We start from the raw sequence: 22,958 nt of genomic DNA, 5'->3' as shown, positions 1-22,958 counted from the left end.
GCATATTGACAATGTTTTAAAAGAAACATAATATTCATTCGAAAGCTAATGAGTGTCTTCTTACATGGATGAGGAAATAATGAAACTACCTAAGCTGTTTTCTGCACTCGCCAATACTGCAGTTCAATGTCCAGAAAAAATCGCGGTGATAGCCGATAAAGATGAATGGAGGTATCGCCAACTTTGGGATTTAGTCAATAAAACCAATAAGGAGCTAGCTAGGTTTTCTCTTCCATCAAATGCCCCCATAGCCGTGACAGCGTACAAAACCGTCCCCACTCTTGCGCTAATGTTGGCGCTAGGACTACGGGATCTCATCGGAGGGGAGGTATTTCTCCATTGGTACAACGAAGTGAATATCGATGGTACTTGGCTACAGGTGTCGCCGGTATTCAATAAATTATTGTGTCAACTTTACGGTTTTGAACCTCTAGAATTCGATGGCTATACCAACGCAATATCCCAGCCTTATAGTGATAAAAGAGTAATGAATTATCTTGATACCCCCGAAACGTTCACTACTCCAGGTTTTTCGCAAATCATTAATCTCGTCAATACCTATCATTCCAAAATGGTGACCGAGGCAGGAAGAGTCCCTCGGATCCTCAAAGAAAGAGACCTCGCTTAACAGCATGTTTACTGGAGATAACGATGAATAAGACAATAACAATCTACACGGATTACGTCTGCCCTTACTGCCTATTGGCAGAGCATGTAATCGCAGAGGTCATCAAGGATAAGGAGATAACGATCCGCTGGCGACCGTTTGAACTACGCCCTCACCCAGTGCCCACCCTCCGCATGGAAGACTCATATCTACCTGATATTTGGCAAAGCTCGGTATACCCGATGGCAGCAAGACTAGGGGTGCCGATTAAGTTGCCCAACATATCTCCTCAGCCTAGAACTGACAAGGCTTTTCAGGTATTTGCTATGGCTGAAGAACAGGGGCTAGGACATGCTTTTACGATGAGTGTAATGAAGGCATTTTTCCAAAAAGAAAAGGACATTGGTGATCCTGAAATATTGGCGGATTTAGCTGCTGACATTGGCCTTGAACGAAATGCCGTTCTAAGCGCGCTAGAAGAGGGGATCTATAGCGCTTCTCATCTTAAAGCCCAACGCCATGCTGTTGAAGATGCACAAATCTCGTCAGTACCGACAATTGTTGTCGGTCAGAAAACCTTTACTGGCGTGCCTACTCCGTCTGAACTGTTAAACGCCATCGACGCACTTGAGCAAACAGAAAGTAATACCAAACGCAATAATTTCTTGTTGAAGAAAGAAGGGCAAAAAATCACACCCTGATCACCCTGATCAGATAATCAATCATAAAAAATTAATTGGAGTAATACATATGCTTAGCTGGATATACCTTAGCATCGCAGTAGTTTTCGAAGTGACAGTTGCTATTTCTGCAGGAAATGCGAAAGGGTTTACCCGACCAGGGTGGACTGCCGCCACATTATTGAGTGGTGCAATAGCGACCTATTTCTTAAGTCTCGCTCTGCTCACGTTTGACGTCGGTGTGGGCTATTCGATCTGGACCTCCGCTGCCGGGGTAGGGATCGTCATTATGGGAGTCGTGTTTTTTGGGGAGAAACTAAATTGGAAAAAGTTCTCTGGAATAGCACTTGTTATTGGGGGCGTTATCGGCCTCAGGCTCAGCGGTGCAGCCTAGCTAGCCACTGAAGCATATCTCATTAAAGATTTAAATATAAACATAAAGGAAAAGTAATGATGAATGAATTAGAAAGAGTTAAGAGCACAAGGAATGCATGGGTAATGTTGTTACTCGCAGGTGTTTTTGAAATTGGTTATGCGCTCAGTGTGGCAGGTAGTGAGGCGTTTAGCGTTCTCAGTTGGTCAGTCTCAGCCATTGTGTTCTTTCTACTCACTTTGTATGCCCTCAGCGTCGCGCTGAAAACAATCAATGTCGGAATAGGTTATGCCGTATGGGCAGGGATAGGCGCCATTGGCTCAGCTGCATTTGGCAGCATCATTTTTGAGCAGACTTTAACCCTGCTGCAGGTCTTTTGGTTGGGAGTCATCATTGTCGGGGTGATCTGGTTAAAGCTGGCGAGTATCGAGAATATACCAACGAGCGAACAGGGCTTAACATCAAGCTAAACCTATAGAACTAAGCAGATAACAATAGCAAGCGGCTAGTGTCTAACGCCACTTATAAGTGGCGTTAGACACTGGCCAAAATAGAAACTTTAGGAGGGACTTATGCCCACCAATATCGAACAACTCATGCAAGAAGTGGTGACCTATTCTACAGAGCACGTTCACCAAGGAGGCATACCATTTACCTCTTTCGTCGTCGATGATAAGGGTCATATCCTAGGTCGAGGTGTCAACCGCGTTATGGAAAATAATGATCCAACAGCGCATGCGGAGGTTGAGGCGATACGAGATGCATGTCGTAATGTTAACTCCTCTAACCTCCGTGGAATGACACTTCTAGCCTCGGGAGAGCCCTGCGGCATGTGCTACCTCAATGCGCTATATGCTGGTATCACCGAAGTCGTGTTTGCTGCCGATAGTAACGAAGCTGCAGAATCAGGATTCGACTACCGTGCAACCTACAAAATGTTGGCTGGATTTCCACAGCAGTGGCCAATGCATATGAGTAAATTTGCTACCGCAGGGGCACTTGAACCCTTCAAACTATTCCAAAGAAAAAGGAACTTCTAATGAATGAGTTAATGAGTATGCCCAGCTGTTCAAAAAATGTGAAAAATCTTTTTAAGCCTGATGGTTGGAGCAGGGCCATACGTTTAGGGGTTGTTGTACCACATGCTGACGTTGGCCCTAAAGCCGAGTTAGCAGCGATGGCTATGGACAAGATATCCATTCACGGTAATCGCACCTTTTTCTCTGCTATGCGTGGCGGTGGAGAAATGGACGAGAAAATCCTCCCACGATAGATAATTTGTCATACTCATGGCGAACAACGATAAGAATGTCACCATCGAAGATCCCAGCACCGCTCTACCTCTTGCCGCCATACAGACCTGTGCGGATATGGGAGGTAGAGTGGTGTTGGGCATATGGGAACCAATTTTATAATGAAGGAATACTTGCTCCAACGATTATCCCGTTAACGGCGTCACTTGTCCCACTAGCAAGACACTGATAAATATTAACAAAACCACCTCTAAGCATGTGTCCATCAGAAGACTTACTTTCTGAACCATTAGTGAATAAAACAATCCAGGAACTAGAACCACCCCATATTGCCTGCACATACCCAGATATTTTGACATCACCCTTTGCTGTACCACCACTTATTGAAACGGGATCCTCACTGTCTTTTGTGATCCCGATAGTAATACTGTCGCTTTTCCTTCCTGATCCAGAAACATCTTCATCTACCCCAAAATTGACCTCAACCTTGAGGGAACCATCGGTTTTCGTAGACACATTCCACATAAAAGATGTATTAGGTTTTGACTGTGAATCTTGCGTTGCGCTAAATGCTAGGGATCTTGTGTGTGTTAAAGACATATGAATTGTTCTCCTTGATTGTATTCACTAATGTTTGTCTAAGTGCGATACATTGCATAGATTGCTGCATCTTCTCAGTCACTAGAGAAAGCTTCGTCTATTCCTTTAAACTCGCAGAGTCAGTTTAGATTAGCGCCTCGATATCACAACTAAAATGATCAATTAATTAAATACAGGGTCTGCTGCCGCGCAAACAAGTAGCATCTGTTAGATGCTGTTAATGGGATTTATTCACAACGAATATTTTAGTCTGCTGATGTTTAATGGCAGAAAATGATTAAGTGCTTTCCCCCTTGGCTCTACTCTTGATTACAAGAATGGGCGAAGCACCACGACTTTGACTTTGACTTCGATTTGGATTTGGAAAAACAATAGCTGATAGAGCTAAACCGTTTTGGGGCAGATGTGAGCTATCTTCAGCCAGAAGTGGTTCCAATGACCTGCGGTCGACGTATGTGCAGATACGTCCGTGACACGCTGCAAGTCCGTCTGACCTCCAAGGACGGAGGAAATGCCAAATTCTGTATGGAACAGAATTGGTCCTGGAAGCTCGACCATGACAAATTGCATCCATGCTAAAAAGCCAGTTCGGCATCCATGCCTCTCGCTCGTAAGCTTGATAACGTTGTTATCTATCACCAGATCATGGATGGCCACGGACGCACCTACACTGGGTTATAAAAGCGCAAACTCTCAGCATTTGAGTTACCAATAAGAGCTTTTAAATTAGATAAGCCTCTACTCTTGATTACAAGAATGGGCGAAGCACCACAACCTTTCTTTTTATAAATAAGAATGCTCAGCTTGATAGCTTCAATATGTAGACTAAATAGGAATGGGCATAAGCGAGTTAACTTCAGATAAAAGTCGTGGTAACTATCTGCGGTGAATATAATTACACTGAGTTATAACAGGCTTGGAGTTAAGTATTTGATTTACAGACTTGAAATGCAAGGCTAAGTTTCCGCCCCTTCAAAATCTGGTTAACTGAAAATAAAAAACGCCCTTGATTCAATAAAGAAACAACGGCGTTTTTGCGGAACCTAGAACCTAAGTCCGATACAAAATCTTAGTTTTATTTCACGTTTAATAAAATCAAATGCGAACCAACTCGTTGTTTTTCAAGTAAGCACTTGATGTTGATACTCCTTGACCATACATTAAGTATAGCTTTCAATGGAGTATCACATGCCACTAGATGTAAAAGACCAACGAGTAATAGAAACATATTTCGAAATGGATACAGGTTATGTGCTCCATTATAGTAATCGTACTTTTGCTGATTTCTTTGAACAATTTGATATTGATATTGAAATTTACAATGACAAGTATAGTGATATGGGCGGCTCAAAAGCAAAGAGGCTTCGTTCTCTATTTAATCAGCAGGATGATGAGTTCATTGGTCAAGTGATACTTGGACTAATTGATGAAAATGATACTGATCTTGAAATACGCAATTGTTCACATAAAGCAGGCGAAAAACTTTATAATTTACGCCTAAGTGCGCTTGAAGTAGCGAGCAGGCTCATTAATTCAACGGGGGTTGCTGTACCTCCCCAAACTCAACAATCTGTGAACCCTTTCAATAGAGGGCAAAAAGGGGTATATATAGCCCCAAGACAAGCACAGACTGCACAATCAAGAACGTTATATACACCAACAAAACAGGCACAGCCTTCAGCGACGGAAACACCATCGGCTTGGGATCTACATAAACGAACAGCTACTACAACACAAAACCAGCCCATGACAAATACTTCAGCACCAAGCAAAGAAAAGGTCTTTATCGTTCATGGTCATGATGAACACTTATTGTCTGAAACAGAGAACTTAATCCGTAGACTCGATTTAGATCCTATTATTCTTAAAGATCAACATAGTGGTGGCAAAACGATTATTGAAAAGCTAGAACAAAATAGCAAAGTTAAATATGCCATTATTCTGTATACAGCTTGTGATGAAGGACGCAAAAGTGGCACTGGTGAACTAAATAAAAGAGCAAGACAAAATGTAGTTTTTGAACATGGTTATTTCATTGGTTTGCTAGGTCGTGAGAACGTTGCAGCTTTAGTTAAAGATGATGTTGAGATTCAGGGTGATATTGGTGGTGTTGTCTATATCCCTTATGCTGGAGCTTGGAGATTCGATTTAGCTAAAGAAATGAAACAAGCTGGCTTGAAAGTCGATTTAAACCACTTATAACTCCACTTCAAGGTGCTCAAATCGAGACTTCTGATGACAGATTTTAATGATAAATGATACATTTTTTCTTGTAGAAAGTTTATTCGCCCTTTCATCAAAGTTAGAATGAGAGGGCGTGTTCATTATGTCCTGTAAAGCACCTTAATCACATGCCAGCCGAATTTAGTTTTCACTAGATGCGGGGTGATCAATTCGCCGCTGAAGCAGACTTTATCGAATTGCGGCACCATTTGACCTCTTTTAAACTCGCCTAAACTACCGCCTTTTTTGCCCGACGGACAGCTTGAGTGCTTCTTAGCAAGCACGTCAAATTTAACGCCTTTGTTCAATTGCTTAATAATATCTTCAGCAAGCTCTTTGTGCTTAACCAAAATGTGCAGTGCAGCTGCCGTTTTTGCCATGTTTAGGCCTATGTCATGATGAAATTAATAGGCTGATTATAACGTTTAATCTAAAGGCTAGGCTAGGGCGGATGATAAGTTGATACATAATTGGTATAGGCACGGCGATATCGTTTTATACTAGACGTTGAATTTAGAGCGCCTGTTAAAAAGTAGAGATTATTAGTGTTAAAAAGCCGCAATTACAGCCGCATTGGTCCAGATTACCGTTTTGACGAGCAAGTCAGTTTTGTTGATGTCAAAGAGGTGTTTGGCTTAGGGCATATCCGCTTAGGTAAGTGGGTCGAAAATGCTGAGCGAGATAAAGCGGCCAACTTGATTTTTGACTCTCTTGCAGATCTGGCTTTTATCTTAAAGCTGCCACCTAAAGCACTGGGGCTTAGACAGACACTCAATTTGGCATTTGGTAGTGGTGGACAAAAAGGAGTGCAGGCGCATTATGCGCCAGATAGACGCGAACTGGCATTGGCTAAAAATGCGGGAGCAGGGGCGCTTGCCCATGAGTTTTGGCACGCATTTGATCACTATATCGCCCCAAAATCGTTTCATACTTCACCGAACAGGATCTCTTTTGCCAGCCATAGTTGGATAGCAGACGTTAAACCTATTGCTCATCCGCTAAACCTGCGCCTAGAGCGCGTGTTTGAAGTGAGTATGCTCAGTGATAATGGTGAAGATGGACATGAGTATGTTAGCCGCGCTATTGCGCTCGATAAGCAACATGGTACGCAATATTTTTCCAAGCCGACCGAATTAATGGCGCGCGCTTTCGAGTCTTGTATCGAATCCTATGACGATATTAGTAACCCGTATCTGGTGGATGAAACATTAAAGTCAGCACTTTTTGATGCGGGTGGTTACCCAAGCATTGAGCATCGACAGCACATTTTTAAAGCCTTGATAGAGTATTTTGAACCGCTGGGTGAGGCATTGGCGAAAGAGTAGCATTGAAGTATGAGAGGCGCTAAAGGCCGTAACAGCCTTTAGCAAAAATGTAGTTAAAACGTGACAGAATAGTTGTTATCAGCTGTCCTCTTTGATGCTATGGCTTGTTCTAGATTGATAGCGCTAGTGTAGCGCGCAATTTTATTAGCTACTTTTGTTGAACCTTGTGCCAATGCAAAATCATGAAATTGTTGGCCATTACAAACTAAATTTGGGAAGACATTTTTTTTATTGATTCTGTATTCTTTTATGGTGCGATTAAACTTATACAAGTTATCTTGTGTTGCTGCTTTACAGACTGCAATAAGACTGTTTTCCATCGTCGGGTGCATGGCTGCCGATGCACCAAACACTAATGAGGATAAGCACAGCCCTACTAGTACGATTCCCTTGTTCATGTTTTCTCCTGAAATTTAAGTGACCTAATGACGCAAACCAAACGTGTGCGGTTTGCAATCTCGGGATTAAAACCGATACCAAGGAGTGAGGCTGTACGCCAATAGTATTAATCTGTCTTTAGCTGAGTATGTTTCACTGATGTTGTCGCGGAGTATGACTTTTGACTGAACATAAAAAAGCCCGCAATCAGCGGGCTTTTCATATTAACTCTTTGGAGGTTAGACTGTTTTTACTTTCCAGTTGATCTCTTCGCCGGCGAAGAAAGGTACGATTGGATTACCGTTTGGCAGGACTATCTCTGAGGGTACTGTCCAAGTTTCTTTTACCAGCGTCACGGTACTGCTGTTGCGCGGCAGACCGTAAAAATCTGGGCCATGGATACTGGCAAACCCCTCTAGCTTATCGAGTACACCTAGGTCGTCAAACACCTGAGCGTATAGCTCCAATGCACTCCAAGCGCTATAGCAACCAGCGCAACCACATGCTGATTCTTTGCGGTACTTTTCGTGTGGCGCCGAGTCTGTACCCAAGAAGAACTTACTTGAGCCCGTAGCAACCGCTGCGCGTAGCGCCTCTTGGTGAGTGCTGCGTTTCAGTACCGGTAGACAGAAGTTGTGCGGACGGATACCACCAACTAGCAGATCATTACGGTTAAGCAATAAATGCTGTGGGGTAATGGTGGCAGCAACGTTATCTGCCGCAGACATCACAAAGTCAGCAGCCTCTTTAGTGGTGATATGTTCAAACACCACTTTTAAACTTGGGAAGGCAGCAACAATACGTGATAAGTAGCGCTCAATGAAGAGTGCTTCACGGTCGAAAATATCGATATGTGATTCGGTCACTTCACCATGGACCAGCAGCAATAGGCCATGTTTTTCCATGGCTTCAAAAATTGGGAATAGTGAATCTAATGCTTTTACCGCTGCCTCGGAGTTGGTCGTCGCGCCAGCTGGGTATAACTTTGCAGCAACAACACCCGCCGCTTTAGCATCGATGATGTCTTGTTCTGTCGTATTGTTGGTTAGGAAAATCGTCATTAATGGTTCAAAATTTGAACCTGCTGGGCGAGCAGCTAAAATACGCTCTCGATATGCAATGGCAAGCTTTGCATCTGTGATCGGAGGTAAAAGATTTGGCATCACGATAGCGCGATTAAATAATCTTGCTGTTGCAGGTACGGTTTCTAGCAACATGTCTCCATCACGGAAATGAAGGTGCCAATCGTCTGGTGTCAGTAGGGTAAGCTGCGTCATGTAGAGTTCCTAAGCGTTTACGACAATGTATTAGGTGTTTTCTTATATGCTATTTTTGCGAGCTATATTGTGCCTGAAATCGCCCCTGCTTAATAGCTGCAGAGTAAAGATAACCTCGTGCTAAGCTGTTATTACGGCCTATTCGAAATCAGTTTTACAGTTACTTATTTTACTGATGACTGTTAGTCTCCTATTTCATTTATAAAGAAGAATTTTTATCTGTATGCGTCTTGATAAGTTTTTGTGTAAAAGTACTGAACTAACTCGTGCAGCTGCCACTGAGTGTATAGAGCTAGGCGCGGTAAGCGTTAATGAACAGACCATTACCGAATCTAGATTTCAAGTGCATGAAAACAACAGCGTTGTCTGGCAGGGAGAGCGATTAGTCGCACGGCCATCACGCTATATTATGCTGCATAAGCCACTCAATACCTTGAGCTCAAATGTCGATGGCGACTACCCCAGTCTGTTTCATTGCATTGATATAGAGAGAGCGGAAGATCTGCATATTGTCGGCCGCTTAGACGCTGACACTTCAGGCTTAGTGCTACTGACCGATGACGGTCGTTGGTCATTTGAGATCATTAGACCTGAAAAACAATGTCCAAAAACCTATAGGGTAACTTTACGCGATCCTATTGACGATGATGTCGCCGCTAAGTTTTTAGCCGGTGTTCAACTGCAAAATGAATCACAACTGACCGCTCCCGCACAGCTTAAACTGGTGACTAAAAATGAAGTATTGCTGACAATCACCGAAGGCAGGTATCACCAAGTTAAGCGCATGTTTGCCGCCGTTGGCAACCGAGTCAATGGCCTGCATCGAGAACAAATCGGCAGCTTAACGTTGGATGTTGAACTTGGACTGTGGCGCTACCTTACGCCCCAAGAAGTGGCCGATTTTCTGTAATAGCCTATAACGTTATAGTAAGCCTCTGCGCTATTAATGAATTGAGGTCGTAGATTGAAAAGGCATATGAAAAATACCGTTTTGGAAAGCTTTTCTCTATAGGCATAAGCGTTTTGAGGTTATTCCACCCAGTGCAGTACATCGCGAATAATCGTTCAGCGAGGTTTTTTTTTCTGCCTGAAGAAGTCTTTATAACCGTCTATTTTGACAAAGTTAATATTTGTCGCTTGTAAACGTGCATCTTCAACGACGTCACTGTGCTCTACATAAACAATCGTTACAGCGCTCATTGCTAATATTTTTTTAGCATGGGCTTAGTCCAATTATTATTTTAGTTCTATATTAGCGAACACTCAGTCCTGCTAGCGACTTCAAGGTTTTGTGAGCTAACAAACATTATCGCCGCTTGGTTTTAGCGGTGTGGTTCATTCGCTGCTGATGATCTGTTGAGGAGCTGCTAAAGAGGAGTGAATCATTGCTGGCTGATCCAGCATTTATCATCACTAAAACCAGCGTTAACCTCGAATTAGTCGGTCCAGATCTCGCAAATTGAGTAATAGTTGCTAGGCTTTATGCGTGATTATGTTGGCATACTACTAACGTACTATTCTCTCCAGTGTATTTTCTCTAGCTTTAATGTTGACGTGATTGCGACTCACTCACTGAAAGGATTATTGAAATGAAAAAAAATCTATTCAAAACATTCACATACAGCTGTATTTTGATGCTGGCCTTATTGAACGTGGCTAATGCTGCTCATCATAAGCCAGACTCACTCGCGGATGTTTGGGTTATGGTGCCTAATGCAGGCCAACAAGCTGCATTTGAAACAGCGTTTATAAAACACATTCAGTTTCGTGCTAGTAAAGGTGATCCAAGAGCATGGAAAGTCTATCGACCTGCGATAGGCACTGGCATGGATCGTTACATTATTCGTTACTGCTGCACGAAATGGAAAGACGTTGATGGCTATTTACAATGGCAGGCCGATAACAAGATACTGGATGATTGGTATGCAAACGTAGCGCAATATCTTGGCCATTATGAGCACTTTTATAGCCGTATCGATGCGAAAAACAGCCATTGGCCGGATGACACTAAAGACTTTAAATATTTTGCCGTGACAAATTATAAAGCGAAAATGGGCAGTGTTAAATCGATAGCAGAGGGTAAGAAGCTACTAAGTGATAACGCTAAAGCGATGAAGTGGCCTTTCTTTTGGTCATGGGCGGACTCCATTGGTGGTAAAGGTGGCCTTAGCTTAGTGATCCCTTATAAGAATTACGCTGAGATGACGCCTCCTGACAAGTCATTCTCCCAAGCATTAGCAGCCCATATGGGTGATGACGCTAAAGCGGGCGCTGCATTAAAAGCCTGGTCTGAGAATTTTCATTCGACGACTTATACAGTATATCGGTTAGTGGAAGAGCTATCGATTCAAGATAAATGATTCAGATAAATACTAGCAAGATAGTTAGTTGATAAAGCCGCTTATGCGGCTTTATTTTTGTAACTGTAACTGTAACTTGGCTTTAGGCTGGCCCTAGCCCTAGCCCAAGCGCTCGGCGGCAAGATCGATAAAGGCTCTTACCTTTGGCGACAGGTGTTTTCTACTGGGATAGATCACAAATACATCAACGTTGACGGCTGGGAAGTTATCAAACAGCACTTCTAGTTGATTGTTTTGCAGCTCTGCTTGCATATAAAAGCTGGGTAACCTTGCCACGCCATGACCTTCTAGTACCAGTGCAATTTGCATCTGGCCATTGTTACAGAGGATCTTGGGACGTACATCAACAAAGAAGGATTTACCCTCGTTATCAACATAGTCCCAGCGGCTAGGCATTTTCATATTGGAATAACAGATGCCATTATGATTGGTTAATTCGCGCGGATGGTAAGGTTTTCCATGACGTGAAATATACTCTTTTGAGGCCACGGTATAGGCTTTACAGCTATAAATCTTACGACAAATAAGGCTAGATTCATCAAGCTGTGACGATGCGCGAATCGCAAGGTCGTAACCATCGGCAATGACATCAGTACGCTTATCGCTTAAATCTAGCTCTAAGCTCACGTTAGGGTAGCGCTGTAGATATTCAGAAATAATAGGCTTAAGGTGATTTTGCGCAAAGCCAACAGGGCAGCTTAGTTTCAATACTCCTCTAGGGCTGACATCATGTTGAGTGATTAAGCCTACTGCCAGTTCTGCATCGCTGATTAATTGCTGACATTGTTGATAATAAGCGTCTCCCTCGGGGGTCAAACCGATAGAGCGAGTGGTTCGGTTGAGCAGTCTAACGCCGAGGCGAGCCTCTAGCTTATTAACCTCTTTACTTATATAGGAGGTTGAGTGGCCCATGGCTTCGGCCGCCGCTGAGAAGCCGCCACTCTTGACGACTTGAGCAAATACCACAACGCCATCAAATAGCTTATTAATAGTCATATGGAAATAGTTTTTATCTTTTGAGGTTATTAATTACATTTGAGTTCTAATATACACTTATCTCTATCGGGTTGTCGCTCAGAACTTAGCCTTGTTGCTAATCAATTCTCCGACAATTTACAGCAACATCTGCTGCAGGCTTAACTGCAGAGTTAACAAAATAGAGAGTCAGAATATGAAACTATTAGCCTTCGCAGCCAGTAACAGCAGTAAGTCAATTAACAAGCAGCTTGCCACTTATGCCGCCTCTTTAGTCGAAGGGGCAGAGGTTGAAATATTGGATATTAATGATTATGAAATGCCTATTTTCAGCCAAGATAGGGAGGAGCTGTTAGGTCAGCCAGCGCTTGCACAACAGTTTTTTGCTAAGTTAGGTGAAGCCGACGCCATTATTATCTCTTTTGCTGAACATAACGGTTCATACACAGCAGCATATAAGAACCTGTTCGACTGGACTTCACGCATAGACATGAAGGTGTTCCAGAATACTCCTATGGTATTGCTTGCGGCCTCACCTGGACCTGGCGGGGCATCGACAGTGCTGGCAGCAGCCTCTGGCTCGGCGCCGTATTTTGCTGCCGATGTGAAAGGCTCGCTTTCTATCCCAAGCTTTTTTGATAACTTTGATATGGAAAAGCAGGAACTGAGAAATCCACAGCTAAAAACAGCATTAGTGGCTGCATTAGCAGGGCTTACAGACGATATGCTTGCAGATGTCGGTTAAAGTTAATGGAGTTAAATAAAGCCTGATTTGAACGTCAGGCTTTTTTGTCGTTGCTCTTATGGCTGATACTGCAACGTTTTCTATAATACTCATTGATAAATAAAAAACCTTAGCGTCACATTACAATGTGACGAAGCGCTCGGTATTGGTCTTATTGAGGTGTTAAAAGGGTTGTTGCAATTCATATATTGGTTTTGACTACAGATGACTTGTATCGAAAATACCCAATGGCAAAGGGTTTGCGTTTCTATAGCAATCGTTAGCAAAAGGACAGATTAATGTTGAAACCAGTCAGTCGGCTTGATTATTTCACTTTGCAGGTATTTATCGGTTTAGTAGAGCTAAAAAATGGCAGTGCTGTCGCCGAAAAGCTAACAACGACCCAATCAAAGGTGAGTCGTGCGCTAACAACCTTGCGAGACGTCTTGGGGGATGAGCTGTTTATAAGGCAGAAATACGGCTTTGAACCGAATCAGGTCGCCTTGAAAATAACCCCAATGGTACAAACAATATTGCAGCAGTTTGATAAGATTATCGACACGACATTAGTCAAGAAAGAGGCCGCCTATGAGTTAACGTTTGCGGCAAATGAGCATTGGTCATTAATGGTGCTTAATTGTATTCAGCAATCATGTCGCTGTGTGGGTGGTGGAGTTTATGTCAATGTGCAGCCCTGGTCTGAAACCGTCAGTCAGCGCTTATGCCAAGGCAAAATAGATTGCTCTATCTCTATTGAGCCCGTTAACCACGCTATGGTGAATGACAGCAAGATTGGCGATATAACTCACTTCTTCATTGTTGCCAGAACTGGTCACCCAATCCTCAAATCTTCGCAACCTCTTACCGATCTCTTGGATTATAAAATTGCGCTGGTAAACTCTAACCTGCAGGGCCATCAGATGCACCGTATTGAGGAGTATGCGCAAGCTAAGGATGTCGATATTAAAGTCGCGCTTAAGTGTCCGAGCGTTCGTATGGTTGTTGATCATGTCAGCATGACGGATGACGTGGGGGTTTTGGTATCTGCCATGTCTTACTATTATTTTGAAAACAGGAAGGATGTTGATTTTATCGATATTTCAGATGACTGGCGTAATACACCTGAATTAACCAGCGACAGTTATTATCTGCACTGCCATCAAAGTGTACTCCCTTCGATGGTTAACTGTTTAAGAAATTTATTAGGTGACAAATTAGTGGAGATGCAACGTCATTACGAAAACATCACCACCTCAATCAGCCCTCCAGAACCTATCACCACATGTTGTACTCATAAATCGTGTACCGCACTTGAGTGCGATCCTGACTGTCAGCAGCGAACGTGTATAGTGGCCAGTGAATGCACTGCCTAATCTCCCTTCCTGAATAACTTGCCAGAATAGAAAGCTATTCTGGCTAAGTCATATTAATGCATGCTACGGGTCACGATTTGACTAAGAGCCTGGGTTAGGCGATTAAAATTGTCTGAATGGCTGCCTTTCGCTCTCACGAGATAGAGTGTTGGACGAGACTGCGATAAATAGAGTCGGTTGGTTTCCATCTCTGATAGACAGCAAACGTGTAGCCCAGGTAGTAAGTTACTTTGCTCATATATTTTACTGTAAGGCAGTAGCGCGAGGCTGTCGCTATCTGCCAGCAGTGAGTATAAGTCATGGAAACCAGCACCGACCTTAACGTTATCTATATCAGCAAGTCGGCAGTGGATATGATGCTGCTGGCAGTAGAATATGAAGGGATCAACTGAGGTGGGGGTTGCTAGGTTATACGCAGTAACGTAGGGGTAGCTCGCTATGGTATCGATATCCAACTCTTGTTTTAAAATGGGATGGTGTAGATCGCATACGAGATAGATATGGTTGAGTTTTTGCAACGGTACGATATCCAAGGCATCAGCATAAAACTGCAATAACTGCTGATTTGATTCCGTGAGTATGGCGACATCAATGACGCCACTTTTGATATCATTACAAACATTAATCGATTGAGTGTGCAGCTTATAGCTTATCGGTAGATCTGACTGATTGATCGCACTGCTTAACTGTTGTGGAAGGTGTTGTATTAGCATATCACTGGCATAGATATTAATTTCACTACTGCTCAAGTTATTGCTGCGCACGGATAGTTGCTGCAGATGTTCGGAGCACTGCAGTAGTTCTTTAGCGATGGGATAGAGCTGCTGGGTAAATTCATTGGGGATTAAACCATGCTTCTTTCGAATAAAAAGCGGGTTATTAAATATTGCTCTCGCATTTTGTAAGCATCGGCTTACTTTCGGTGCTGGTATATTCATCTTTTTTGCAACAAAAGTTGCAGAGTGCTCTTCGTATAAGTTGACTAATATGTTAATGCTGAGCATGTCTAGATTATCAAGAGTTATATTTTTCATGTTGAATACCCCTGCAAATTCTAATCTTCAAAATAACAGTATATTAAATATTGCTTGCGGTAAAACAATAATTGAAGTAAATATATTAAACTTTTTCACAGCTTGCGTCTATATTTTGAAATAACTAGCAAGTATAGAATGTCGCTTTGTAAGTCATTGTTGTTATTCTGTTTATTGGTTTGCTTGTAAATATCATTTATAGGTTTCTATATTTCGATAACCTAATATCTATTTTCTGATTATCTGTAATTGTTAACGTCGGTAATTGATGTTGTGACTCTGCTTTAAATTATATAAATTGATTTTTATATCTATTGCTAAGTGTTGTTTAGCAGAGTAATAATTATATCGAAGGTTAAATAAGTAAAGTAAAACCATTGGAGGTTTATCATGAACGCCACCGTAATATTTAGTTATGCTTTTATGTACTTCGTTTTATTCCTGATTGTTCCTCTTGTCATCGTGACTTTTGTGATGACCTGTATTAAGTTTTTTAAATCAAGTGAAGTGGAGATGGTCGGGGCTGAAATTAGCATTAAACCACACCTACTCGATAAAGAGTCTATGCACTTTTTAAAAAGTCTTAAAGTGATTGCGAGCACGCGTTACGATGTCCTATATGGTGCGTCATTAGTCAATGTAGTTGATATTGACGACTCGGTTAGGGATCACGAAGAGGTTCAAGATTTCATGGAGCATTGTCACCTTGATTATGTTGTTGTCGACAATGAATCCTCTTCTGTAAAGTTGGTGATTAGCAATACCGATGAAAGCTCGCCTGAGCAGGTTAAATTTGTCGAGAAGTGTTTAGACTATATTGGTGTGCAATTCATCAAGTTAGATAAGAATAAGCGCTGCGATGAAGCGTTGATAAAGATGGCTCTCGCCGCATAACATAGCCCAACTGAATCCAGCCTAGCGCCAAATATGCAGTTTGGCGCTCACTCTCCTAAATGCTTTTGTATTCACCTGTCGGTGTAAGGTTTTGTGATGTCGATTACTAACCGTTACGGCGTTGTTTTGCTCTATATTGTTTGGTTTGTTTTACTGTGGGTGAGTTTTCCAAGTCACTCTTTTGCCAAAGAGACAAAGACAATAGCCGATAGTGCTTGTTTAAAGTGCCATAAACGCAATGGGCAAATGTTGGGGTTGCATGCCAATGAGGGGCTGGCGCTAACCTGTGAAGATTGCCATGGTGAAAAAGGTAAACACCCTCGAAAAGGCACTGCAATTATTACCTTTGGTGCTAAGAGTGACACCCCTGTCAAAACACAGGCAGAGCAATGCTTAGCTTGTCATGATCATCAACTACTCGCAGTGGCTAACTGGACGCATAATGTGCATGCCAAAGGTGTTTCTTGCGGCCAATGTCATCAGTTACATCCTGAAATGGATCCGGCATTGCTACTGTTAGGCTCGGAGCTGAGCCAGTCATGCGCAAAATGTCATCTAACTGATATATAAGGAGATGTACTGTGGACAATTCAAAGAGACGTTTTCTTAAAGGCTGTGGTGGTGTTATTGCTGGGATGTCGGTCTATACGGTGACCCAGCCCCCACAGGCTAATACTGCCGAGCAGGTCAGTGAACTCAAGTATGCCATGGTGCATGATGAAAACCTTTGTATAGGGTGTAATGCCTGTGAAGACGCTTGCCGTAAAGTGAATAATGTTCCTGATGGAGTGACTCGGGTCAACATTGAGCGCAGCGGACCCTTTGGTGAATATCCCAATCAAAGTTATCGCTTTAGTAGGCACTCTTGCCAACACTGCGAAGCGGCACCTTGTGTCAAGGTATGCCCGACTGGCGCGGCTTATATTGATGAAGAAACGGGTATTGTTGCAGTTAATGAAGATCGCTGTGTGGGCTGCCAATACTGTATTGCCGCTTGTCCATATCAAATACGCTTTATCAACCCTGAGACCAGAGTGGCCGATAAATGCGATTTCTGTCAACAAACTCAATTAAGTGAAGGTTTGCTGCCCGCTTGCGTGTTGGCATGCCCAACAAATGCACTGGTGTTTGGAAACTTAAAAGATCCAGCTTCTGCATTAGTGAAAACACTCAAATCTAAACCCACTTATCGAGATAAAGTAGATTTAGGGACTCGACCAAAGCTATTCCATGTGCGAACGATTGATGGGGAGATAGTGCTATGAGTGCATTTCATTTTGATGGATTAGTTTGGCATTGGCCAATCGCTATTTACCTGTTTTTAGCAGGCTTATCGGCAGGCGCGGTATTTTTTGCCATTATGCTTAAGCACTTTAAGTTAGCGGATAAAGCCTATTTGTCGCCTTTTGTGCAGGCTGCAGCTGTGATTGCGCCTATAGCAGTATGTGCGGGTTTAGGGATCTTGGTTATTGACCTAACTAAGCCATTAGCGTTCTGGAAGATCTTGGTGTTTTATAACACCTCATCAGTGATGTCGATGGGTGTGCTGGTGCTACTGGTATATCAAGTGATGCTATTCGCCTGGCTTGGTAGCGTGTTTAGTACCCCCATACAGCAGTGGTTAAAACAGCGATTGCCATTACTAAGCAAACTATTGGCACAGTTGGCTCGACATGAAGATGTGATCACCGGTGTACTGGTCATTTTGTCGTTATCACTGGGTGCTTATACTGGGTTCTTACTGTCGGCACTGATTGGTTTCCCGCTGTTGAATAATCCTGTGTTACCACTGTTATTCCTCATTTCAGGTTTATCTTCTGGTGCGGCGGCGACATTACTTGGCGGCGTATTAATGCGTGGTAATCCCAACGGCGTTGAGGTGCGGTTCATACATCGCATTGAGATCCCGATGATCTTAGTCGAGATCGCGTTATTGTTTACTTTTTTTGCTGGGCTTATTTTATCCGGTGGTCAAAGCCAGGTTGCTGCCATGAAGGCAATTGGAGAGGGCTTTTGGGGCTGGATTTTCTGGGCTGGGGTGGTTGGAGTTGGATTAACCCTGCCATTGGCGTTTAATTTGTGGATGAAAGTGTCGTCGGACAGAAAATTTGCCTATGTTGCCGTAACGGCAAGCTTCAGTTTGATAGGGGTATTGCTACTGCGAAACTTCATTCTCTACACTGGGCAGATGACCGCAGTCTAGTGATAACATGATAATAATGTAAGACTAGAAGGCTTATGTTAAAAATATAGCGATAAAAAAGGCTGTTCACTTCATGTGAGCAGCCTTAATGTATGTATTATAAATCTATGTACTATAAAAGCTTAATCAGTAACAAATTTAATTATTGTTGATTTTGCTTTATAAGATACTCATTTGCTTTGGCTAAACTGCCAAAGGAAGCAATAAGGTTGCTTTGACCTTTTTCTTGGATTTCAGGGGTTTCAGATTGGGTCATCATCCATATCCATGTTTGGATGAGTGGTAAAGGTGGATATTTTTGATTGGATGAATCCAACATTTTTGCATCCTTTGATAGTTGACTTGAATCGAGCATTTATGACGCCCTTGATCCCGTTCACTCTTAAAATTGCATAAAAGAGAGTAGCAAATTCTTTACTCTGGAGTAACAGGATTTGCACTGTTTTATGCAAGACTATGAGAAAATATACGGGCAAATACCTTATGCGACCAAAGATATCACCTACGTAGGTCTAAAGTAGTACTTTTTGTCAGTATGTTTCAAGGGTGATTTTACATTTTTTTTACAAATGTGGCTGAGTTTATCGCTTTTATGTCGGGATGAAATCGCGTTACCTCTCACCTGTTTTAGCGTTTTTTAATTTTTGGAAGTGATCATGCGCCCCTCTCTATATTTCGACGGTCCTATCGGTAAGCTCAACTGGCATGTCATCAAACTGCTATGGCCATATTTGCTTGAATTTAAGCAACGGGTTGGCATAGCGCTGCTGTGTTTAGTGGTGGCAAAAGCGGCGAGTGTTAGTTTGCCCTTTGTCCTTAAAGCATTAGTCGATGGCTTAACATTAAAAGGGGGGGCGGAGTTACTCGCCGTGCCGATTGGATTGGTTGTTGCTTATGGTTGTCTGCGATTACTCAATACCATTATCTCCGAGGTTCGAGATACTCTGTTTGGGCGAGTCACCGAACGTGCCATTCGGCGGTTAGGCATTGCGGTGTTTGAGCACCTACATCGACTCGATATGGCATTTCATTTGGAAAGGCGCACCGGTGGCCTGTCACGAGACATCGAGCGAGGCACTAGCGGTGTTAGTTTTTTAATGCGCTTTATGGTGTTTAATATCGTGCCAACATTATTGGAAATCGTGCTGGTGGTCGGCATCCTTTTCTACAACTATGGTATTGGCTATGCGGCCGTCACGCTACTGTCGGTCATCGCTTATGGTGCCTATTCTGTGGTGGCAACAGAGTGGCGTACTGGCTATGTTAGAGATGCGGCTAAAGCGGATTCGGTTTCGAGTACGCGCGCCGTCGATAGCTTATTGAATTATGAAACGGTGAAGTATTTTAATAATGAGCAGTATGAAGCTAATCGTTATGACAGTGCACTGGCAGACTGGGAAGAGGCGAAACGAAAGAATCGTTTGTCGTTATTTGCGCTGAACGCAGGGCAGGCTTGTATCATCTCTATTGCGATGACATTTATGCTGGCAATGGCGGCGACGGATGTGGCGCAAGGTGCAATGAGCATTGGTGACTTTGTACTGATTAATGCCTTTATGATGCAGCTCTTTATACCGCTTAATTTTTTAGGTTTTGTTTACCGAGAGATCCGCGGTGCATTTGCGAATATTGAGCGCATGTTTAGTTTGCTAGACAAAGAGCCAATGATTGAAGACATCGACAATGCCAACACTGAGCAACTGACTCAGGGGGTGGTTTCATTTGAGAATGTCAGTTTTAGTTACGATAGCCGTAATATTCTCGATGATGTTAGCTTTGCAATAAAGTCAGGGCAAAAAGTCGCGATAGTGGGCGATAGCGGCGCGGGTAAATCGACCATCGTTAAGCTGTTGTTTAGGTTTTATGATGTGGTTTCTGGTTGTATTCGCATTGATGGGCAAGACATTCGTCAATTGAGCCAAGATACTCTGCGGCAAGCCATTGCAATCGTGCCACAAGACACCGTGCTGTTTAATGATACTTTGATTGAAAACGTACGCTATGGTCGCCCATCAGCAACTGATGAAGAGATTGCGACTGCAATTAAAATGGCGCACTTAAGTGATTTTATTAACAGTCTACCCGAAGGCGGTGATACGCGTGTGGGTGAACGAGGTTTGAAACTATCGGGTGGAGAAAAACAGCGAGTCGCGATAGCGAGAGCGATTTTGAAGCGTTCACCGATCATCGTGTTTGATGAAGCGACCTCTTCATTGGATAGCCACTCAGAGCAAGCCATTTTAACGGCATTGAAAGAGGTGGCTAAAGGCCATACTAGTTTAGTGATAGCACACCGCTTATCGACCGTTGTGGATGCTGACCAAATATTGGTGTTGAGTAAAGGTCGAGTGGTGGAAACGGGGACTCATAGCAGTTTATTGCAAGCGGGTGGTTTGTACTCCAAACTGTGGCGCATTCAACAAGAGTAACTGCAATTTATATCAGTTTTCACTGTGTAATTGATTGGTATCGATGATGTCACTGTTTTGGAAAGTGATTTCAAGCAAAGACTGTATAAAATTCAGCCTAGGTTCAGACTTGTATGACTATAATCACTGCATATTAACATCATGATTACGCTGAGAAGGCCACTATGAAGAACATACCTCTACTGGTACACATCGAAGGGCAAGACAGTAAGGTTAACACTGACTGGCTTGCCATTATGGCGACGCTCAAAAAGCGTGGCCTAGACAAAGATGAGCTTGAAGTGGTTTATTTTGAATTGTGTGCCGGTATGCGAGTCACTACTCGAAGTTTGAGTCTTGCAAAAGCGAGTCCGGTAGATCCTCTTAAAGGACTGCTATATGAGCCGAAATTTTCTGCTCGTGACTATGCTGGTATGCTAACAGCCTAGTAGTTGAGCTTACCAATTTTCCAGCCATCACAAAGTAAATTCTTCTGAGACGGTGTTTTCATCGGTTGTAAGCTGATGATCTCGCCCTCTCTAAAGCAGACATACTCACCTTCAATGACTGTCATTCGTTGACAGCTATTGCAACTTATCGATAATCCCTTGTTTTCTGAAGGGGTATTTTTGTCATCCATTGCTCTGCCCCATAGGTAAAAGATTATTATTTAGTTTAACGCTGCGTAGAGTTACATCCTACCTGAGCTAATACTTATTTACTAAATATTCTGCAAATCTAGCTTAATCATCCAGGAAATAGGCATAAATCTAGCAGCTTTGTTCAGAGTGGGTTATCGCTCAAACTCATTGACCAAAGTGAGATACCTGAAATTCAACCTCAGCGGATGGGGTGATTGTTAATTGATAGAGCCCGCCATAACTTGACTCATCTAAGGCGTCAATTTGCGGCCCTCCTAAGGCTTTTATGATCAATGGCACAGTATTGGAGTGACCTGCAATAACGCTATTGCCGCTCACGCTATCAACCAGTGCCACAATTTCAGCAATATGGGTTTCAATGCCATCTTTAGTGCTAGCAATAGTGACCTCAATATTTTGAGTCGCTGCGAGTGGTTTAAGTGTCAACTGGGTTCTTTGGTAGTTACTGGCAATGGCTTGGGAGACGGTTAATGCCGATAGGGCTTCAGCAAGAGTTTGCGCCTGCTGGTAACCGATGTTGCTAAGCACTGGATCACGTGTGCCGTCATTGAGTTTTTCAGCATGTCGAACGACGATGATAGTCTTGCTGTCTGCTACACCCGTTATGGTTGATTCATGTGCCAAGACACTATTGTTCAAAAGAAAAGTTAATACGATAAAGGCGATAGTAGACTTCAATACGCTTGGCATTAGGGCGTCCTTAATTGTTTTTCTTGGAGATGAACATCATCACTAACATTAGCTTTTTATAAAGCCTTCATGGCTAAAGTTACTCACTAAATATTGAGATTAGATTAATCTTTCTGAATATGAAATAAAAGCTTATGCTGAAACCACTACTCAATTTTGGAGCAAGCTATGTGGATTGAAGGTAAGGTCATTGAGCGGAATGACTGGAGTGACAAGTTATTCTCATTAAAGATCAAAGTTGATATCGGCAGTTTTATTGCAGGCCAATTTATTAAGTTAAGCCGCGTTGTTGACGATAAGCGCATAGGCCGCGCTTATTCATTGGTTAATCCACCGGGGACCGACTACATTGAGGTTCTCGCCGTTGCTGTTGATGACGGGCTGTTATCTCCTAACCTGCAAGCGTTAGCTAGCGGTGATGTCATTGATGTTGCAACAAAAGCAAGCGGCTTTATGACCCTTGATGAATTACCTAAAGATGACCATAAAGGTAAGCACCTGTGGTTTCTCGCGACAGGCACAGCAGTGGGTCCCTTTATTTCGATGATGGCAACAGCAGAGCCATGGAAAAACTACCAGAAAGTCATCTTAGTCTATGGTGTTCGTGAGGCGCAGGATTTGGCCTATTTAGAACAACTTAGAGCGTTCGAAGTTCAATATCCTTCCCAGTTTGAGTTAGTACTGTTAGTGACAAGGGAGTCTGTCGATGGGGCGTTAAGTTGCCGGATCCCTGATGGTCTTTTAAGTGGTGAGATAGAAGCGTTAGCGGGGATCAATATTTCAGCCAAGGGATCTCAAGTGATGATTTGTGGCAATCCAGCAATGATCACCGATGCACAGCAAGTACTAAAAGATAGAGGCCTTGCTAAGAACTTACGCCGCGCACCTGGGCAAATAACGGTCGAAAAATATTGGTAAG

Annotated in this window: 29 protein-coding genes; 19 read left to right on the top strand and 10 right to left on the bottom strand. The window is 42.9% G+C overall.

Translation table 11 applies throughout. The annotated features are described in order from the left end of the window. Positions 1 to 79 precede the first annotated feature (79 nt). The 6 genes from L2755_RS05950 (at position 80) to L2755_RS05925 (ending at position 2,933) form a co-directional block, all read left to right on the top strand. Positions 80 to 628, top strand: coding sequence for a hypothetical protein (locus tag L2755_RS05950; protein ID WP_248979818.1), 549 nt, complete (start codon positions 80 to 82; stop codon positions 626 to 628). 23 nt (positions 629 to 651) lie between these two features. After that, the gene (locus L2755_RS05945) at positions 652 to 1,308 is read left to right on the top strand and encodes a DsbA family oxidoreductase (protein WP_248979817.1); all 657 of its coding nucleotides are present in this window, start codon (positions 652 to 654) and stop codon (positions 1,306 to 1,308) included. Between the two features lie 49 nt (positions 1,309 to 1,357). Then, positions 1,358 to 1,681 carry a DMT family transporter gene (locus L2755_RS05940; RefSeq protein WP_248979816.1) on the top strand — a complete coding sequence of 108 codons (324 nt, stop codon included), beginning with the start codon at positions 1,358 to 1,360 and terminating at the stop codon, positions 1,679 to 1,681. A gap of 56 nt (positions 1,682 to 1,737) precedes the next feature. After that, on the top strand, positions 1,738 to 2,130 hold the full coding sequence (locus L2755_RS05935; RefSeq protein ID WP_248979815.1) for a DMT family transporter: 393 nt from the start codon (positions 1,738 to 1,740) through the stop codon (positions 2,128 to 2,130). Positions 2,131 to 2,232: 102 nt separating this feature from the next. Continuing rightward, positions 2,233 to 2,700, top strand: a complete 468-nt coding sequence (locus tag L2755_RS05930; RefSeq protein WP_248979814.1) for a nucleoside deaminase — start codon at positions 2,233 to 2,235, stop codon at positions 2,698 to 2,700. Beyond that, a complete protein-coding gene (locus L2755_RS05925; RefSeq protein ID WP_248979813.1) occupies positions 2,700 to 2,933 on the top strand; it encodes a hypothetical protein in 234 nt (77 codons plus the stop codon). The genes L2755_RS05930 and L2755_RS05925 overlap by 1 nt, the downstream gene beginning before the upstream one ends. A gap of 136 nt (positions 2,934 to 3,069) precedes the next feature. Here the strand turns inward: L2755_RS05925 and L2755_RS05920 are convergent, their stop codons facing one another. Continuing rightward, positions 3,070 to 3,513, bottom strand: coding sequence for a hypothetical protein (locus L2755_RS05920; protein ID WP_248979812.1), 444 nt, complete (start codon positions 3,511 to 3,513; stop codon positions 3,070 to 3,072). 1,188 nt (positions 3,514 to 4,701) lie between these two features. Between L2755_RS05920 and L2755_RS05915 the strand changes: the two genes are divergently transcribed. Continuing rightward, on the top strand, positions 4,702 to 5,715 hold the full coding sequence (locus L2755_RS05915; protein ID WP_248979811.1) for a TIR domain-containing protein: 1,014 nt from the start codon (positions 4,702 to 4,704) through the stop codon (positions 5,713 to 5,715). Between the two features lie 122 nt (positions 5,716 to 5,837). On the opposite strand, the gene ppiC is transcribed toward L2755_RS05915, so the two are convergent. Continuing rightward, positions 5,838 to 6,116, bottom strand: coding sequence for a peptidylprolyl isomerase PpiC (gene ppiC / locus L2755_RS05910; RefSeq protein WP_248979810.1), 279 nt, complete (start codon positions 6,114 to 6,116; stop codon positions 5,838 to 5,840). Between the two features lie 165 nt (positions 6,117 to 6,281). Between ppiC and L2755_RS05905 the strand changes: the two genes are divergently transcribed. Next, a complete protein-coding gene (locus L2755_RS05905; protein ID WP_248979809.1) occupies positions 6,282 to 7,061 on the top strand; it encodes a CLCA_X family protein in 780 nt (259 codons plus the stop codon). Positions 7,062 to 7,114: 53 nt separating this feature from the next. Here the strand turns inward: L2755_RS05905 and L2755_RS05900 are convergent, their stop codons facing one another. After that, positions 7,115 to 7,459 carry a DUF3718 domain-containing protein gene (locus tag L2755_RS05900; RefSeq protein WP_248979808.1) on the bottom strand — a complete coding sequence of 115 codons (345 nt, stop codon included), beginning with the start codon at positions 7,457 to 7,459 and terminating at the stop codon, positions 7,115 to 7,117. A 219-nt stretch (positions 7,460 to 7,678) separates the two neighbouring features. Next, positions 7,679 to 8,716 carry a dihydroorotase gene (gene pyrC, locus L2755_RS05895; RefSeq protein ID WP_248979807.1) on the bottom strand — a complete coding sequence of 346 codons (1,038 nt, stop codon included), beginning with the start codon at positions 8,714 to 8,716 and terminating at the stop codon, positions 7,679 to 7,681. Between the two features lie 223 nt (positions 8,717 to 8,939). Between pyrC and L2755_RS05890 the strand changes: the two genes are divergently transcribed. After that, on the top strand, positions 8,940 to 9,626 hold the full coding sequence (locus L2755_RS05890; RefSeq protein ID WP_248979806.1) for a pseudouridine synthase: 687 nt from the start codon (positions 8,940 to 8,942) through the stop codon (positions 9,624 to 9,626). 155 nt (positions 9,627 to 9,781) lie between these two features. Here the strand turns inward: L2755_RS05890 and L2755_RS22135 are convergent, their stop codons facing one another. After that, positions 9,782 to 9,916 carry a hypothetical protein gene (locus L2755_RS22135; protein WP_283102733.1) on the bottom strand — a complete coding sequence of 45 codons (135 nt, stop codon included), beginning with the start codon at positions 9,914 to 9,916 and terminating at the stop codon, positions 9,782 to 9,784. A gap of 389 nt (positions 9,917 to 10,305) precedes the next feature. Between L2755_RS22135 and L2755_RS05885 the strand changes: the two genes are divergently transcribed. After that, positions 10,306 to 11,076, top strand: coding sequence for a hypothetical protein (locus L2755_RS05885; RefSeq protein ID WP_248979805.1), 771 nt, complete (start codon positions 10,306 to 10,308; stop codon positions 11,074 to 11,076). Positions 11,077 to 11,175: 99 nt separating this feature from the next. On the opposite strand, the gene L2755_RS05880 is transcribed toward L2755_RS05885, so the two are convergent. Then, positions 11,176 to 12,072 (bottom strand): LysR family transcriptional regulator, encoded by an 897-nt coding sequence (locus L2755_RS05880; RefSeq protein ID WP_248979804.1) that lies wholly within the window; start codon positions 12,070 to 12,072, stop codon positions 11,176 to 11,178. Between the two features lie 175 nt (positions 12,073 to 12,247). On the opposite strand from L2755_RS05880, the gene L2755_RS05875 reads away from it, so the two are divergent. Together L2755_RS05875 and L2755_RS05870 are read left to right on the top strand one after the other, a co-directional pair. Then, positions 12,248 to 12,796, top strand: a complete 549-nt coding sequence (locus L2755_RS05875; protein WP_248979803.1) for an NADPH-dependent FMN reductase — start codon at positions 12,248 to 12,250, stop codon at positions 12,794 to 12,796. A gap of 278 nt (positions 12,797 to 13,074) precedes the next feature. Further along, entirely contained in the window at positions 13,075 to 14,148 is a 1,074-nt protein-coding gene (locus L2755_RS05870) for a LysR family transcriptional regulator (protein WP_248979802.1), read from the top strand. Positions 14,149 to 14,201: 53 nt separating this feature from the next. Here L2755_RS05870 and L2755_RS05865 read toward each other — a convergent pair whose 3' ends face one another. Beyond that, positions 14,202 to 15,182, bottom strand: coding sequence for a LysR family transcriptional regulator (locus tag L2755_RS05865; protein ID WP_248979801.1), 981 nt, complete (start codon positions 15,180 to 15,182; stop codon positions 14,202 to 14,204). Positions 15,183 to 15,572: 390 nt separating this feature from the next. On the opposite strand from L2755_RS05865, the gene L2755_RS05860 reads away from it, so the two are divergent. The 4 genes from L2755_RS05860 to nrfD all read left to right on the top strand — a co-directional run bounded on the left by L2755_RS05860 (position 15,573) and on the right by nrfD (position 18,279). Continuing rightward, a complete protein-coding gene (locus L2755_RS05860; RefSeq protein WP_248979800.1) occupies positions 15,573 to 16,076 on the top strand; it encodes a DUF2726 domain-containing protein in 504 nt (167 codons plus the stop codon). A 96-nt stretch (positions 16,077 to 16,172) separates the two neighbouring features. Beyond that, on the top strand, positions 16,173 to 16,646 hold the full coding sequence (locus L2755_RS05855) for a cytochrome c3 family protein (RefSeq protein WP_248979799.1): 474 nt from the start codon (positions 16,173 to 16,175) through the stop codon (positions 16,644 to 16,646). An 11-nt stretch (positions 16,647 to 16,657) separates the two neighbouring features. Beyond that, the gene (locus L2755_RS05850) at positions 16,658 to 17,341 is read left to right on the top strand and encodes a 4Fe-4S dicluster domain-containing protein (protein ID WP_248979798.1); all 684 of its coding nucleotides are present in this window, start codon (positions 16,658 to 16,660) and stop codon (positions 17,339 to 17,341) included. Further along, positions 17,338 to 18,279, top strand: coding sequence for a cytochrome c nitrite reductase subunit NrfD (gene nrfD, locus L2755_RS05845; RefSeq protein ID WP_248979797.1), 942 nt, complete (start codon positions 17,338 to 17,340; stop codon positions 18,277 to 18,279). Before L2755_RS05850 ends, nrfD begins: the two co-directional genes overlap by 4 nt. 142 nt (positions 18,280 to 18,421) lie before the next feature. On the opposite strand, the gene L2755_RS05840 is transcribed toward nrfD, so the two are convergent. Further along, entirely contained in the window at positions 18,422 to 18,634 is a 213-nt protein-coding gene (locus L2755_RS05840) for a hypothetical protein (RefSeq protein ID WP_248979823.1), read from the bottom strand. Between the two features lie 301 nt (positions 18,635 to 18,935). Here L2755_RS05840 and L2755_RS05835 point away from each other — a divergent pair, with 301 nt between their 5' ends. Beyond that, on the top strand, positions 18,936 to 20,708 hold the full coding sequence (locus tag L2755_RS05835; protein ID WP_248979796.1) for an ABCB family ABC transporter ATP-binding protein/permease: 1,773 nt from the start codon (positions 18,936 to 18,938) through the stop codon (positions 20,706 to 20,708). A gap of 164 nt (positions 20,709 to 20,872) precedes the next feature. After that, positions 20,873 to 21,136: a hypothetical protein gene (locus tag L2755_RS05830; RefSeq protein ID WP_248979795.1), complete on the top strand. Its 264-nt coding sequence runs from the start codon at positions 20,873 to 20,875 to the stop codon at positions 21,134 to 21,136. Here L2755_RS05830 and L2755_RS05825 read toward each other — a convergent pair. After that, the gene (locus L2755_RS05825; protein WP_248979794.1) at positions 21,133 to 21,327 is read right to left on the bottom strand and encodes a hypothetical protein; all 195 of its coding nucleotides are present in this window, start codon (positions 21,325 to 21,327) and stop codon (positions 21,133 to 21,135) included. The genes L2755_RS05830 and L2755_RS05825 overlap by 4 nt on opposite strands. 166 nt (positions 21,328 to 21,493) lie before the next feature. Next, positions 21,494 to 22,039 carry a histidine phosphatase family protein gene (locus L2755_RS05820; RefSeq protein WP_248979793.1) on the bottom strand — a complete coding sequence of 182 codons (546 nt, stop codon included), beginning with the start codon at positions 22,037 to 22,039 and terminating at the stop codon, positions 21,494 to 21,496. A 168-nt stretch (positions 22,040 to 22,207) separates the two neighbouring features. Here L2755_RS05820 and L2755_RS05815 point away from each other — a divergent pair, with 168 nt between their 5' ends. Further along, on the top strand, positions 22,208 to 22,957 hold the full coding sequence (locus L2755_RS05815; protein WP_248979792.1) for a ferredoxin--NADP reductase: 750 nt from the start codon (positions 22,208 to 22,210) through the stop codon (positions 22,955 to 22,957). Position 22,958 lies beyond the last annotated feature (1 nt).

Source organism: Shewanella abyssi (assembly GCF_023284025.1).
GTDB classification, from domain to species: domain Bacteria; phylum Pseudomonadota; class Gammaproteobacteria; order Enterobacterales; family Shewanellaceae; genus Shewanella; species Shewanella abyssi.
Note: the sequence above shows the minus strand (reverse complement) of the source record. Positions and strands in the feature narration are given on the sequence as shown.